Source organism: Shewanella gaetbuli, from assembly GCF_023284065.1.
In the GTDB taxonomy this organism is placed as follows: Bacteria; Pseudomonadota; Gammaproteobacteria; order Enterobacterales; family Shewanellaceae; genus Shewanella; species Shewanella gaetbuli.
The window spans coordinates 16,463-30,807 of record NZ_JAKIKP010000014.1; the positions used below are offsets into that span (position 1 = coordinate 16,463).

The 14,345-nt window shown below is 40.0% G+C and carries 14 protein-coding genes; 3 read left to right on the forward strand and 11 right to left on the reverse strand.

Annotated features, from left to right (window positions below; genetic code table 11):
- Positions 1–152: 152 nt before the first annotated feature.
- The 4 genes from L2672_RS14985 to sdhC are packed head-to-tail and all read right to left on the reverse strand — an operon-like array spanning position 153 to position 3,379.
- A complete protein-coding gene (locus tag L2672_RS14985; protein ID WP_248996653.1) occupies positions 153–860 on the reverse strand; it encodes a succinate dehydrogenase iron-sulfur subunit in 708 nt (235 codons plus the stop codon).
- A 15-nt stretch (positions 861–875) separates the two neighbouring features.
- Positions 876–2,642, reverse strand: a complete 1,767-nt coding sequence (gene sdhA, locus L2672_RS14990; protein WP_248996654.1) for a succinate dehydrogenase flavoprotein subunit — start codon at positions 2,640–2,642, stop codon at positions 876–878.
- Positions 2,643–2,990 carry a succinate dehydrogenase, hydrophobic membrane anchor protein gene (gene sdhD, locus L2672_RS14995; RefSeq protein WP_248996655.1) on the reverse strand — a complete coding sequence of 116 codons (348 nt, stop codon included), beginning with the start codon at positions 2,988–2,990 and terminating at the stop codon, positions 2,643–2,645.
- A complete protein-coding gene (gene sdhC / locus L2672_RS15000) occupies positions 2,984–3,379 on the reverse strand; it encodes a succinate dehydrogenase cytochrome b556 subunit (RefSeq protein WP_248996656.1) in 396 nt (131 codons plus the stop codon). The genes sdhD and sdhC overlap by 7 nt, the downstream gene beginning before the upstream one ends.
- 412 nt (positions 3,380–3,791) lie before the next feature.
- On the opposite strand from sdhC, the gene L2672_RS15005 reads away from it, so the two are divergent.
- Positions 3,792–5,078, forward strand: coding sequence for a citrate synthase (locus L2672_RS15005; RefSeq protein ID WP_248996657.1), 1,287 nt, complete (start codon positions 3,792–3,794; stop codon positions 5,076–5,078).
- A 448-nt stretch (positions 5,079–5,526) separates the two neighbouring features.
- On the opposite strand, the gene L2672_RS15010 is transcribed toward L2672_RS15005, so the two are convergent.
- The 7 genes from L2672_RS15010 to L2672_RS15040 all read right to left on the reverse strand — a co-directional run bounded on the left by L2672_RS15010 (position 5,527) and on the right by L2672_RS15040 (position 12,525).
- Complete coding sequence (locus tag L2672_RS15010) at positions 5,527–5,856, reverse strand: YbaB/EbfC family nucleoid-associated protein (RefSeq protein ID WP_248996658.1); 330 nt, start codon at positions 5,854–5,856, stop codon at positions 5,527–5,529.
- Positions 5,857–5,985: 129 nt separating this feature from the next.
- A complete protein-coding gene (gene dnaX, locus L2672_RS15015; protein ID WP_248996659.1) occupies positions 5,986–8,760 on the reverse strand; it encodes a DNA polymerase III subunit gamma/tau in 2,775 nt (924 codons plus the stop codon).
- 138 nt (positions 8,761–8,898) lie between these two features.
- Entirely contained in the window at positions 8,899–9,450 is a 552-nt protein-coding gene (gene apt, locus L2672_RS15020; RefSeq protein WP_248996725.1) for an adenine phosphoribosyltransferase, read from the reverse strand.
- Positions 9,451–9,558: 108 nt separating this feature from the next.
- Positions 9,559–9,927 (reverse strand): YbaN family protein, encoded by a 369-nt coding sequence (locus tag L2672_RS15025; protein ID WP_248996660.1) that lies wholly within the window; start codon positions 9,925–9,927, stop codon positions 9,559–9,561.
- A gap of 379 nt (positions 9,928–10,306) precedes the next feature.
- Entirely contained in the window at positions 10,307–11,059 is a 753-nt protein-coding gene (locus L2672_RS15030) for an HvfC family RiPP maturation protein (RefSeq protein ID WP_248996661.1), read from the reverse strand.
- Positions 11,059–11,916, reverse strand: a complete 858-nt coding sequence (locus tag L2672_RS15035) for an HvfB family MNIO-type RiPP peptide maturase (RefSeq protein ID WP_248996662.1) — start codon at positions 11,914–11,916, stop codon at positions 11,059–11,061. The genes L2672_RS15030 and L2672_RS15035 overlap by 1 nt, the downstream gene beginning before the upstream one ends.
- A gap of 102 nt (positions 11,917–12,018) precedes the next feature.
- Positions 12,019–12,525: an HvfA family oxazolone/thioamide-modified RiPP metallophore gene (locus L2672_RS15040; protein WP_248996663.1), complete on the reverse strand. Its 507-nt coding sequence runs from the start codon at positions 12,523–12,525 to the stop codon at positions 12,019–12,021.
- A gap of 293 nt (positions 12,526–12,818) precedes the next feature.
- Between L2672_RS15040 and L2672_RS15045 the strand changes: the two genes are divergently transcribed.
- Both L2672_RS15045 and L2672_RS15050 read left to right on the forward strand, forming a co-directional pair.
- Complete coding sequence (locus L2672_RS15045; RefSeq protein WP_248996664.1) at positions 12,819–13,763, forward strand: tRNA-dihydrouridine synthase; 945 nt, start codon at positions 12,819–12,821, stop codon at positions 13,761–13,763.
- 183 nt (positions 13,764–13,946) lie between these two features.
- The gene (locus tag L2672_RS15050) at positions 13,947–14,315 is read left to right on the forward strand and encodes a TraR/DksA family transcriptional regulator (RefSeq protein WP_248996665.1); all 369 of its coding nucleotides are present in this window, start codon (positions 13,947–13,949) and stop codon (positions 14,313–14,315) included.
- Positions 14,316–14,345 lie beyond the last annotated feature (30 nt).

Sequence of the window (14,345 nt, forward strand, 5' to 3'; positions counted from 1 at the left end):
CGTCTTACTCTGCCAATGACTTGTACTAAATATCGGATTTAACAAATTAGTGACAAAGAGGTTTCCAAAAAACACAAAAGAGTCATCTTCACTAAGGAAAATGACTCTATCATAGAGCTAATTAAATTGTCTAAATGGCTCACTTGCGTTCATTAAACTGCTCGCTTTAGCAACATCGACTTAATGTGACCGATAGCTTTTGTTGGGTTAAGTCCTTTAGGACAAACATCAACACAATTCATGATTCCATGACAACGGAAAACACTATAAGCATCGTCAAGCTCTGATAAACGCTCTTCAGTAGCGGTATCGCGGCTATCGATTAAAAAGCGATACGCATGTAATAAACCACTTGGTCCCACAAACTTATCTGGGTTCCACCAGAAAGATGGACAAGCAGTTGAGCAACATGCACACATAATACATTCGTACAAACCATCTAAGTGCTCACGCTCTTCAGGTGATTGTAAATGTTCACGTGCGGGTGTTTTTTCATCATTAATCAAGTAAGGTTTGATTTTCTCATATTGCTTGTAGAATTGAGTTAAATCAACTACTAAATCACGAACAACTGGCATTCCTGGCAGAGGTCGGATTTCAAGTTTTTTACCTTTGAATGTAGAAATAGGTGTAATACACGCTAATCCATTTTTACCATTCATATTAATGCCATCAGAACCACACACACCTTCACGGCATGAACGACGAAACGCTAGCGTAGGGTCTTGTTCTTTAAGCTTAATTAATGCGTCTAACACCATCATATCAGTGCCTTCTTGCACTTCAAGGGTGTAATCCTTCATGTATGGTTTAGTATCTACATCAGGATTATAACGGTACACTGCAAATGTTAATTTCATCTTTGCAACTCCTGCTTAGTAGGTACGTTTCTTCGGTGGGAAGGCTTCACGTAACTTAGGCGCCATGTTCACATCACGTTTTGTCATTGATGTTGCAACAGGGTCAAATAGACTATGGCATAACCAATTGTCATCATCACGCTCTAAAAAGTCTTCACGAGAATGCGCACCACGGCTTTCTGTACGGAAATTAGCAGCATAAGCTGTTGCTAATGCGGTAGCCATAAGGTTGTCTAATTCTAAACATTCAATACGTTGTGTATTGAACTCTTTAGAGTTGTCAGACAATTTAGCATTTTCAAGACGTTTTTGAATTGCTTGAAGTTGCTCTAAACCTTCAGCCATTGCTTTACCAGTACGGAAAACAGAGAAGTTTAGTTGCATACAAAGTTGTAAATCTTTACGGATAACCGCAGGATCTTCACCATCAGTATTACTTTCCCAACGATTTAATCGCGCTAATGAAGCATCGATGTTGGCTTGGCTAGCATCTTTAGGATCAGCCGTTGCGTCTAATGCTTTGCCTAAGTGTTGTCCTGCTGCACGACCAAATACCACTAAGTCAAGTAACGAGTTACCCCCTAGACGGTTTGCACCATGAACAGATACACAAGCAATTTCACCTACTGCAAATAAGCCGGTTACTTCAGATTCTGAACCGTCATTATCCATACGAATAACTTGACCACTCACTTTAGTTGGTAAGCCACCCATCATGTAATGACAAGTTGGTAAGACTGGAATTGGGCCATCTGCTGGATCAATGTGGGCAAAGGTACGTGAAAGCTCACAAACACCCGGTAAGCGTGCTTCTAATGTTTCTTTACCTAAGTGATCAAGCTTCAGTAAACAATGTGGACCTAATGGACCATCTAAACCACGACCTTCACGAATTTCAGTCATCATTGAGCGGGCAACCACGTCACGCGACGCTAAGTCTTTTGCATTAGGTGCATAACGTTCCATGAAACGCTCGCCATCTTTATTTAAAAGATACCCACCTTCACCACGACAACCTTCAGTTACAAGTACACCTGCGCCAGCAATACCCGTTGGGTGGAACTGCCACATTTCCATGTCTTGTAATTGCACACCTGCACGAGCAGCCATACCAACACCATCACCAGTGTTAATGTGCGCATTGGTAGTAGAAGCATAAATACGCCCTGCACCACCCGTTGCTAAAATTGTTGCTTTCGCTTTGAAGTAAACAATTTCACCTGTTTCAATTTCAATGGCAGTACAACCAACAATGGCACCGTCATCATTTTTAACTAAATCAAGTGCATACCACTCAGAGAAAACTTCAGTTTTATGCTTAACGTTCTGTTGATATAAGCAATGCAATAATGCATGACCTGTACGGTCAGCTGCAGCCGCGGTACGAGCCGCTTGCTCACCACCGAAATTTTTAGACTGACCACCAAAAGGACGTTGATAAATTTTACCATTTTCAAAACGAGAGAATGGTAGACCCATGTGCTCTAGTTCGATAATCGCTTCTGGACCGGTTTGACACATAAACTCAATAGCGTCTTGGTCACCGATAAAATCAGAACCTTTAACGGTATCGTACATGTGTTGTTCCCAGTGGTCTTCATGGGCATTACCTAACGCAACAGTAATACCACCCTGCGCTGAAACCGTATGAGAACGAGTTGGGAAAACTTTTGATAAAAGCGCACAGCTTTTACCTTCTTTAGAAATCTGTAATGCTGCTCGCATACCAGCGCCACCTGCGCCGATTACGATTGCATCAAATTCGCGTACTGGAATACTCACTTATACACCCCACACTATTACAATGCCGGCCGCTAAATAACTGAATGCGGTCACAACAAAGGTAAACTGTAATACACCACGTAACGAGGTACATTTCACATAATCAGTCAGTACTTGCCATACACCAATCCACGCGTGAATTAATAAAGCAACTAATGCGAGTAATGTGAATACCTTCATTGGCAATGAACTAAATAAACCTTGCCAAATTTCGAAAGTTAATGGCGCACTACATGCTATAAAGCCAACCAAAAAGATGGTATAGCAGGCTAAAATAACTGCGCTGGCGCGTAATAAAATAAAGTCATGAACACCGCTGCGTCCAAAACTTGCTGCATTTGTTACCATACCCAAATCCCCGCTATGACTGAAAAGGCAACGGCTAAAACAAATACTGCTTTAGCTGAAGCTGCACCTGACGCTAATTCTTCCCAACGACCGGTATCCATAATTAAATGACGAATGCCACCTAATAAGTGATAACCCAGCGCGGTAAGAATGCCCCAAAGGATAAACTTCATTACGAAACCATCGAACAAGGATTGGACGCTAGCGAATCCCTCAGCAGAAGTTAAAGTTGAATTTAACAACCACAAAAGAATACCGGTAGCAAATAGCATAATAACACCGGAGATACGGTGTAGAATTGACGCGATCGCTGTCGCAGGGAAGCGAATCGTCTGCAGGTCTAGATGGACAGGTCTTTGCTTTTTCACGTTCTGCTCACTCAGCTCCATTGAGCATTATTTTTGTTATGTATCTCTTTTTTGCTTAAAACATCAACGCCAAAAAGTGTTAACAACATGTTTAAGCAAAAAACAAACTACTATCAAACACCTAACCAGTTGAGGGATCACTAATTTAGTTTGTAAAGTAATAATTTCTAAACTGTGATGTTTGTCGCCCTTAGGGACGCAGGCAAGTATACTCGTGAGAATTGTCAAATACAAACCTCACATTATGCAAATTCTGTTTTTTTATGAATTTTTTATTCTAAGACCCATGTCACATGGGTTTTGAAGCGTTATATACCATGGTCTAACAAATTTAAACGCTTATTTAAATTGATCTATGAACTAAATTCACTGTAAAGTAATGTCCGCTTAACATGCCGCACTCAATAAGAGAATGAAGTAAGGAGAACGGGGTATGGCTGAAAATATAGCCAAATTAGAGTTACCAGGTAACGATTCAATCGACTTACCAATTAAATCAGGTACTGAAGGTTTTGATGTAATCGACATTAGTACATTGGGGAAAAAAGGCTATTTCACTTTCGATCCAGGCTTCTTAGCGACGGCTTCTTGTGAGTCTGCAATTACCTATATCGATGGTGCACAGGGTATTTTATTACACCGTGGCTATCCAATTGATCAACTAGCTACTGAGTCAACCTACTTAGATTTATGCTACTTGTTATTGTACGGTGAGTTACCAAGTAAAGCAGACTTCGATAAGTTCGAAACCACAGTAAAGCAACACACTATGGTTCATGAGCAAATTGAATTTTTCTTCAGAGGTTTCCGCCGTGACGCACATCCAATGGCGATGCTTTGTGGTGTGACTGGAGCGCTTTCTGCTTTCTATCAAGACTCTCTTGATGTAAATAATCCTAAGCACCGCGAAATTGCTGCGTATCGTTTAGTGTCGAAAATGCCTACTATTGCTGCAATGTGTTACAAGTACTCAATGGGTCAACCATTTGTATACCCACGTAACAACTTAAGCTATGCGGGTAATTTCTTGCATATGATGTTCGCAACGCCTTGCGAAGATTATGTCGTAAATCCTGTTGTTGAACGTGCAATGGATAGAATCTTCGTATTACATGCTGATCATGAGCAAAATGCGTCAACTTCAACCGTACGTTTAGCCGGTTCATCGGGTGCAAACCCATTCGCTTGTATTGCTGCAGGTATTGCTTCACTTTGGGGCCCTGCACACGGCGGTGCTAATGAAGCATGCTTACAAATGCTTGAAGAAATTGGCAGTGTTGATCGTATTCCAGAGTTTATCGAGAAAGCGAAAGACAAGAATGATCCATTCCGTCTAATGGGCTTTGGTCATCGTGTTTATAAGAACTTCGACCCTCGTGCAAAAGTGATGCGCGAAACTTGTCATGAAGTCTTGAAAGAGCTTAAAGTGGTTGATCCGCTGTTAGATGTAGCAATGGAGCTTGAGCGTATTGCCTTAGAAGATGAATACTTTATCTCTAAGAAACTTTACCCGAACGTTGATTTCTACTCAGGTATCATCATGAAAGCCATTGGTATTCCGACTAGCATGTTCACAGTGTTATTCGCACTGTCACGTACTGTTGGTTGGATCTCTCACTGGAAGGAAATGCTTGATCAACCTGGTCACAAAATCAGCCGCCCTCGTCAATTATATACTGGCGAATCAGCTCGTGAATTTGTTAGCCTAGATAAACGTTAATAATTTAATTAATGTTTTGTTCAAAAAAGCGCCTATTTAGGCGCTTTTTTATTGTCGCTATCTATGTGCACTTGGTTCATTTAATAAAAAATTGACCATATGCTAGGTTATATTTCTTTCAGTAACCAGTCAGTTTTTGGTTAAAAATCAAGCGAACCTGTCATTTTTAAGTCAATTTTCGCCCACGATACAAAGTGTAGCAAAATAATTTATTGCTAATGAGTAATCCATAATAACGCTAAACTATCGCCATTTATTAAACACTTTTAAAAAGAAAATCTACTTTCGACCACTAAATTTTGCTTACTGCTCTGTCACTTTTCAATTTTGTTTAGTGCACAAAAAAAGCTAGGAGCATCTGCCCTAGCCTTTTAGTGATAAATCAAAATAGATGTATTTAATGCTTAATTCAGCCTCATTAAATACGGATCTTGAATTACTTGTATAATTAGAACGGCATTTTCATACCAGGGGGTAATTGCATTCCACCTGTTACTTCAGCCATTTTCTCTTTCTGATTTTCTTCAATTCGACGAGCAGCATCATTACATGCCGCTGCAATCAAGTCTTCTAGCATTTCTTTATCATCTTCCATAAGACTTGGATCAATTTCAACACGTCGAACATTGTGAGTGCCAGTCATAGTCACTTTAACTAGTCCTGCGCCTGCTTCACCGGTCATTTCTGCACGTGCGATTTCTTCTTGTGCCTTAGCCATTTTGTCTTGCATCATTTGGGCTTGCTTCATTAAGTTGCCCATGCCGCCTTTTCCAAACATAATCTTTATCTCTTTCTTTATTAAAAATCTAAGTGGTAGCAAGTCGCCTGAATGGGCGTAATCTTACTGAATTTATTTAAATTAGCAAACCGCTAAATACAATTATGCGAGTTAGATTACTTAGTTTGCTTAATTTGATTCTTTATCTTGGTTCTGAGCTAATAACGCTGGTATTTTTTTAGCTACTGCGCCTAATTGCTCCGTTGGGTACATTATTGAATCATCGTCTAATTGTGCGTCAAAACGATTAATCATCCACTGAATGTTGTCGTCGCCCAGAATATTATTTTTCGCTTGCTGAACTAACTCACCATGGAAACGCTTGCGCAGTTCTAGGGGTGTTTCACGAGTGTTGTCTTGGCCAATACTCACATTAACGTTAATTTGTTCACCTAAAAATTCTGACAAAGCGGCTTGTAATTGTTCAATCGCCACCTCTGCACTGAGATGTTTTTGATCAGGTTTTAACGTTAGCTGCAGATTAGCGGATATCTCATGACATAACGAGTTTACGCCTAACTGTCTTACTCGGCCACCCACTTTTATTTGAGTCATGATTTGGAACCAGTGCAAATCTATAGGGTTTCCAGTAATGGTATGACCAATATTAGCCAGCTCGCTATGTTGCTCAATTTGATGATGACTAATTATAGTATTTGATTGAGTTACCCCTTCCGCTTGAGCTGTAACACTTTGCTGTTGAAGATTGGCTTCAGGTAATTTAGTGCTCGTGACGATTGGGCTTGGTGTTGCTATGTCACTTTTGGGGGCATTAGCGGGCATCTGAGCAATTTGACTCGCTTCAGTCTCCTCCTCAAGATGAGTCACTTGTTGATGAGTAACATCTTGTGGTGGTTTTTCCCATGGAGGCCGATCATACTCAGCTTCAGTGCTTACATCTGCACTCATATCATTGCTGGTTTCTGATGCTGCAGTAGCAGGTTCAGAGTCAGAGTCAGAGTCAGGTTTAATAGCCTGCTTAATGTTACGCGGTTGAACCGTTTCAATAGTAGAACTTGAATTTGGTTTACTCTCTGAGGTTTGCTGATTTTTGATAGCATCAACATCAGCCAATAATGAATTACGGCTGGCTAGCACAAGATCTAAAATATCATCTTCTTCTGTCGGGGTATTATCGCTAATTGCCGAAGTATCGCTAACGTCTGAAGAAGAGCTGACAATAGAGGTATTTGTAGCAGGTGTGTTTACAGGTATAGGCTCAACACTCGCTTGCTGATTAAAGGCTAAATAGTCTTCATAGTCATTATGTTCATTTTGCTCATCTTCTAAATCAGTATAACCAGCCGTTTCATATGATGAAAATGCATCATCAGCCCTCATAGATAGAGAGTTTTCATCTACTAAATCAGCAGATGTTTGTGCCAAAGGTTGATTAGTGATGTCTTGAGATAATGTCGATACAACGGGCTCACTTTGCGCAATAGGCTCATCTGGAGTTGTTGACTCAAAACCCATCGACTCAGCTTGATTGATCAGCATCGCTTGTTGCGCATTTAACGCTACAGTCTCTTCTGAAACAACTGGATCATCGACTTTATTTAAATGATTATCATCTAAGCTTGATGGCTCTTTTATATCACTAGGCGCTTGCACTTGTTGCTTATTATCGGCAGTGTTTTGCAAGTCATCAGCTTGGGCAGCAATATTTGGGTCTTGAGTTGCTACTGTTGCCTGCTCATCAATGGGCTTTGGGCGAGTCTCAATGACCTCTTTATTAGTTGCTTGCGAATCCTGAGATGAAGCGGTTAATTCTGGCAGGTCAATTTTTGCTGGCTGCTCAGTCTCCCAACGCTTAATTTGTTTTTCTGGCACAAATGCCACCGCACGTAATAAAGCCATTTCCAAACCAGATTTAGGATCTGGCGCATACGGTAGGTCTTTTCTGCCTGCCAGTAACATTTGATAATAAAGCTGAATCTGTTCGGCTGAGATTTGCTGGGCAAATGCCTGAATTTGTTCACTGTATAACGATGACTGTGCAGCAGCTGGGGCAAATTGAGTTAAGGTAATTTGATGCAATAACTCCAGTAAACTGCGAAGCACTTCTTGTGCATCTGCACCAAAAGCCAGTACTTTGGCTACTGTTTTCATTAGTGGCTCAACGTCAGCATCACATAATGCTTTAAGTAATGCGATAACTTGCTGCTGGTCAATGCTGCCCAACATAGATTGCACTTGTTGGTGCATCACCTGCCCTGAACCAAACGCAATAGCTTGATCTGTGAGACTTAATGCATCACGCATGCTGCCATTGGCGGCTTTAGCCAATAACGATAACGCCTGCGGTTCAAATTCTAATGCTTCTTGGGTTAGCACATAATCAAGCTGTTTGACAATTTCATCTTGAGATAAACTTTTCAAATTAAACTGCAAACAACGGGATAACACTGTCACAGGCAGTTTTTGAGGATCAGTTGTCGCCAGTAAAAATTTAACGTGCTCAGGGGGCTCTTCAAGTGTTTTTAGTAAAGCGTTAAAACTGCTACGCGAAAGCATATGTACTTCATCAATTAAGTACACTTTATAACGACCACGAGAAGGACGATATTGAACATTATCAAGTAGCTCACGGGTATCGTCTACTTTGGTACGAGATGCCGCATCGACCTCAATTAAATCAACAAAGCGACCTTGGGCAATTTCTTCACAACTGGAACAAACTCCACAAGGGTTAGCAGTCACTCCTTGCTCACAATTGAGTCCTTTAGCAAACAAACGAGCCAAACTGGTTTTGCCCACTCCGCGTGTACCAGTAAACAGGTAAGCGTGATGTAAGCGTTGTTGGCTTAAAGCGTTAGTCAATGCCAATAAGACATGAGACTGACCCACCATTTGTTCAAATTTGGCAGGGCGCCATTTACGGGCTAACACCTGATAAGACATGAAATTCCCCAAACTAATTTATTCGGGAAATCTTCCCGCTAACTTAAGTCAAACAATACCATGCAAAACTCATTCAAGCTATTATTTGACTGCTGTTAGCTGGCTTTATCTACAAATTAAAAGATAGCAATATGGCAATTATTCACCGTCAAAGTCACATAAACTCAGTACTTCAATATTCATTGCTTTTAATTTCGCTTCACCGCCAATATCAGGCAATGAAATAACAAACGCTGCGTGATTAACTTCACCACCTAACTGACGGATAAGTTTTACGGTGGCTTCAATGGTTCCACCGGTTGCTAATAAGTCGTCTATAACAAGTACTTTGTCGTTTTCATTTATTGCATCTGTATGAATTTCTAGTGTATCAGTACCATATTCAAGCTCATAGCTTTGAGCAATAGTCGCGCGAGGCAGTTTGCCCGGTTTTCTTACCGGCACAAAACCAATACCTAACTCTAGTGCCAAAGGAGCACCAAACAAGAAGCCACGCGCTTCCGTCCCGACGACCTTGGTAAAACCTTTTGATTGATAATGCGCGACTAATAAAGCAATTGTCGCTTTGTAAGCTTCAGCATTTTCTAGCAAGCTGGTGACATCACGGAACATAATGCCCGCTTTTGGGTAATCTGGAATAGTTTTAATGCTTTGCTTAATTAGCGATAAACTGTCTTTATTGATCATAATAAAAAGCTCTTTGATATGTTAAATGCAATAAAAAAGTCCCCTACGGGACTCATTTCATTTTTAGACTGATCTTATGCCTGTTGTGGACGCCTTGCAACTATTGAGCAATTATTCTGTTAAGTCTGGGATCCGCCACAAGAAAAGTAATAATCCACATAACATACAAAACAACATCACCTTAACCCAAACAAGGGGCACAATCATGATACTGACGACAAAACTTAGCGTCGTCATAATCATAGCTCGTTTTTTTAACTTCTTTGATAACGCGCGTTTTGTTTGCCAATTATTCAATGCTTCAGAAAACCAAGGATGAGTCATTAACCAGTTATGTAAGCGGTCACTTGAACGAGCAAAACAATATGCAGCTAGCAAAATAAAGGGCACCGTAGGTAATAATGGTACCACTATACCGATCGTCCCCAAAGTGACACTGGTTAAGCCAATCAACAAAAATAAGCCACGCTTTAACGCCATTTAATTCAACCCTTAAAAATAAAAAACCACTCATTAGAGTGGTTTGAGTCTGTGGCGTTAATTATAACGTATACCCGAGACTAAATTAAGCCCGCAAACTTTAACCATGAAAGGCTAGCAGGTAATGTTGGTATTAGTAAAACAGCAATAAAACCTAATAAATATAAGGCATTGAAAGGATCTTTAAACGGCTTGCTCATGATTATTCCTTGGGCATAAAAGATAAGTTATTGTTGCACTTGTGCTCAAGGTAGCATTCAGCATTTCAACTTACGCAAAGAATGTGAACCTGATCACAACCCGCGCATTCTACTGATTAAACTATCAAATATAAACCATAAATTAATTAAGGGATTATGTGTAAAAACTAAAAATGCTGCTACCTAGTGGTAACCACAATATGTTTGTCTATCATTTGTGATAATAATTGTACACAGCCATCATAAAGTACCTCATTATCCATTGTCGGATAACACTCTACTAGCCATGCCATAAGATCATCAAACATTAACGTGTCATGTTGATTTGTGTTTTGCTCAATGAATGCCAACACTTGCGCGGTTAATGGGTTCAATTGTAAAAAAGACACTTCTTCTTGTTGATCTCGATAAACACAAAAGTACTGTGGTTGTTGTGGTGGCTCTATAGGTTGGTAATCGACACTAATATGCTGAACATCAAATTGGTATTGAGCGACTTTGGCTGAACTAGCCATTTGCAAAGGAGTGCTTTGCAGCACATCAACCGAAAAACTTTTTTGTGACTGGTTTGATTGTACAGTGGCAATATAAAGTTCTAACCACTCATAGTGAGCCAATTCAAGCATAAAAACAGGATCGTTTTCTGTTAACTCATATTGCTGTAAGAACTGCAAAAACTCCCCTGCTATATCGATAAATATTGGCGAATGACAATCATGCTGACTGAAGAACTGTTGAACTAATGATAACCAGTGCTCTTCAGCATAAAGGCTATTGAGTACCGGGAAAGCATTAGTCACAAAACCGTTAACATTATTAAAAAAGAGTTCGCGATACACCTTCATTCGTCTAGGTTCAATATCGGCCGGCAATGGTTTTTTCGGGTCGCGAATATAGTCCATAAACCCTTGCTGAGTTTCAATAAAATGCATTAGGCTGTCCTTGTCGATAAACCCGCTAGTGCGCGCTGTTGATATTGGTGTATCTGATTTATTTCAGTTAATAACACTTCTGTTGGTGGGATATTAAAATCTCTTTCTAGCAATGTTGGGTGAACTCCATGAATTTGATAACACTGAGCCAATAAATCCCAAACAGGATCAATAATATCGGCACCATGAGTATCGACCATTAAATCGATATCCTCTTGATAATGACCTGCGATATGTAAATAAGCGATACGCTCAGTTGGCATGGCAGCCAAAAACTCTGCGGCATTGTATTGGTGATTAATTGAATTAACATAAATGTTATTGACATCTAATAACAACTTACAGTTGGCTTCTGCTAATACCGCATTGACAAATTGTTGCTCGCTCATTTGGGCACCAGGAGCAGCATAAAAAGACACATTTTCAGCAATAAATGGTCGCTCTAAAATATCTTCGACTTGTTTAATTCGATTAGCGGTATGAATAACAGCTTCATCTGTAAAGGGAATGGGCATAAGGTCATACATATGACCGGCTCCAGAACAATAGCTTAAATGTTCAGAATAAATTTCAATGTCATGTTCATCAAGAAACGCTTTGATATTTTTAACAAAATCAGTATCTAACTTTGCAGGACTGCCGATAGATAATGATAAGCCATGGCAAAAGAAAGTATGCTGCTCAGTAAGTTGCTTGAATTGACGGCCAAACTTACCCCCTAATGTCATCCAGTTTTCAGGCGCCACCTCAAAAAACTCAATCGCTTTGGGAGTGGTTTGACAAAACTCGTCCAACATTTCTCGTCTTAAACCTAAACCAACACGAGGTAAACTTGTCGGTAGTTCAACTGCAGACATGGGAAAATCCTTAAGTTAAATAGAACTTAAAATATTATATAAAAAAAGGCCTGATATTACAGGCCTCAAAAGTGATGGTATCAGCTAGTTAAACAGTAGCAATTATTTCATTCCACCGCACTTGCCTTCACCACATTTACCTTCTTTGGCTTTGTCAGCTGCTTTTTTCATATCACCGCCACACTTGCCTTCACCACACTTGCCTTCTTTGGCTTTGTGAGCCGCTTTTTTCATATCGCCGCCACACTTACCTTCACCACATTTGCCCTCTTTGGCTTTGTGAGCCGCTTTCTTCATGTCGCCGCCACACTTACCTTCACCACACTTGCCTTCTTTGGCTTTGTGAGCCGCTTTCTTCATGTCGCCGCCACACTTACCTTCACCACACTTACCTTCACCACATTTGCCTTCTTTGGCTTTATCAGCAGCTTTCTTCATATCGCCGCCACACTTGCCTTCACCACACTTACCTTCACCACCATCAAGTTGATAGCCTTGAGTTAATTGTTCAAATCCAAATGGGTTGGCTTGTGCTTCTGTAACAACGCCAGCACTCATCACTACGGCACCTAAAGCAACTGCAACAGTAGTTTGTTTAATCGAGTTCATAATATCTTTCCTTTTAAATTATTTTTGAATGATGACCAACATCATTGCTGGCTTGCATTAATAGACCTACCAAGTTAACAAATAATTTCTAAAAAATTCAAATTATTTTAAATAGATCCTTTATTTTCTAAAAAATACGCGCTAGGGAGTCATTTACAACTCAATAAGCATAGATTATAAATCTTTGTTTTCAAGGGCTTTAAATTCACAAACTCATATCATTAAAACTAACACTGGCATAAGCAGAATATCAGGTTAAAATAGCGCCCTTTTATTGATAATGAGAAATAGCTGTGCGACTGATATTAGCGCCGATGGAAGGTGTTGTTGATGATTTGATGCGAGATATTTTGTCTACCATCAACCCTTTTGATCTTGTAGTAACTGAATTTGTTCGCGTGGTAAACCAGTTATTACCTGAAAAAGTCTACTATAAATTATGTCCCGAACTTCACAATCATGGGTTAACGCCCAATGGTACACCTGTCCGTGTACAGCTTTTAGGCCAAGAACCCAATTGGATGGCAGAAAATGCTTATAGAGCAGTCGCTTTAGGATCATGTGGCGTTGATGCTAATTTTGGTTGCCCTGCCAAAATCGTTAATAAAAGTAAAGGTGGCGCTGTTTTACTGCAATACCCAGACAATATTCATAATATAGTCAAAGCCATGCGAGAAGCAGTGCCAGCTGAACAACCGGTCACCGCAAAAATTCGTCTAGGCTACGAAGATAAGTCGTTATTTATGGAAAATGCTTTAGCTATCTATGAAGCAGGTGCGACAGAAATTGCCATACATGCACGTAGTAAAGTGGATGGCTATAAGCCCCCCGCCTATTGGGAATATATTACTGAAGTCAAAAAGCGTCTACCCATTCCGGTTATCGCCAATGGTGAAATCTGGAGTGAAGCTGATGCTAAACGGTGTATGGAAGTTACTGGTTGTGACGATATCATGATAGGTAGAGGTGCCATTTCATTGCCCAACTTAGGGGCTTGCATCAAAAATAGTAGTCACGCCTATACTTGGGAACAAACTTTAGCCTTATTACTCAGTTATACTGACAAACAGCTAAATGGCCGTAAAGCCGACTATATTCCAGCACGGATCAAACAATGGTTTACTTATTTGAATCGCCAATACCCTGAGGCTGATACATTATTCAGAGAGTTACGGGTTTTTAAAACAACTGAAGAAATCATCACCGTTTTACAACAAGCACAACAAAAGTTGCCTTAACACTTGCCCCTATCAATCCATTTTAACAAAGTCACGGCTTAAGCCAGTAGATTAATAATTATTAATCTACTGGTTAGCCATATTGGGTAATTTCTTACTCAGAATTGATCTTTATCATAACGACTTTCATACAAACTCGTAGAATTAAATCCTATACAGATATTCATTTATCAAGGATATACGGTGGTAGATCAGCATATAAATTTACAATTGGCACATATCGGCATGCAATTACGTTCTGAAATCGCCATACTGTTAACTCAACAGAATATGCCCCTCAATGATGTTGACCAACTGAACGGCCAAGATTTATCGACATTGATAGATTTTTTAAGCCTGCATAAGTTAACAGACGAACCTGTTTTTGAACGATTAATGCGTTTAGATGCCGCTATTTGCCAACTAGAGTTAGGGCTGTATGGGTTATGTTCTGACTGTGAGTCAGAAATAGAGCAAAGTCGATTACAATCCGACCCTACAGAACAACGTTGTGAAGATTGTGCTAAGCGTCACAGCCAAGAACATCGCCAAGAGTTAAGACTGAATTACTAACAAGTTATGGTGCTAATAAATTAGGGGATA

What these genes read in the sequence shown, in the direction of transcription:
- L2672_RS15040 (WP_248996663.1), bottom strand. Translation starts at nt 12,525, where the DNA reads ATGAACTCGATTAAACAAACTACTGTTGCAGTTGCTTTAGGTGCCGTA.
- L2672_RS15035 (WP_248996662.1), bottom strand. Translation starts at nt 11,916, where the DNA reads ATGTCTGCAGTTGAACTACCGACAAGTTTACCTCGTGTTGGTTTAGGT.
- L2672_RS15030 (WP_248996661.1), bottom strand. Translation starts at nt 11,059, where the DNA reads ATGCATTTTATTGAAACTCAGCAAGGGTTTATGGACTATATTCGCGAC.
- dnaX (WP_248996659.1), bottom strand. Translation starts at nt 8,760, where the DNA reads ATGTCTTATCAGGTGTTAGCCCGTAAATGGCGCCCTGCCAAATTTGAA.
- L2672_RS15005 (WP_248996657.1), top strand. Translation starts at nt 3,792, where the DNA reads ATGGCTGAAAATATAGCCAAATTAGAGTTACCAGGTAACGATTCAATC.
- sdhC (WP_248996656.1), bottom strand. Translation starts at nt 3,379, where the DNA reads ATGGAGCTGAGTGAGCAGAACGTGAAAAAGCAAAGACCTGTCCATCTA.
- L2672_RS15025 (WP_248996660.1), bottom strand. Translation starts at nt 9,927, where the DNA reads ATGGCGTTAAAGCGTGGCTTATTTTTGTTGATTGGCTTAACCAGTGTC.
- L2672_RS14985 (WP_248996653.1), bottom strand. Translation starts at nt 860, where the DNA reads ATGAAATTAACATTTGCAGTGTACCGTTATAATCCTGATGTAGATACT.
- L2672_RS15010 (WP_248996658.1), bottom strand. Translation starts at nt 5,856, where the DNA reads ATGTTTGGAAAAGGCGGCATGGGCAACTTAATGAAGCAAGCCCAAATG.
- sdhD (WP_248996655.1), bottom strand. Translation starts at nt 2,990, where the DNA reads ATGGTAACAAATGCAGCAAGTTTTGGACGCAGCGGTGTTCATGACTTT.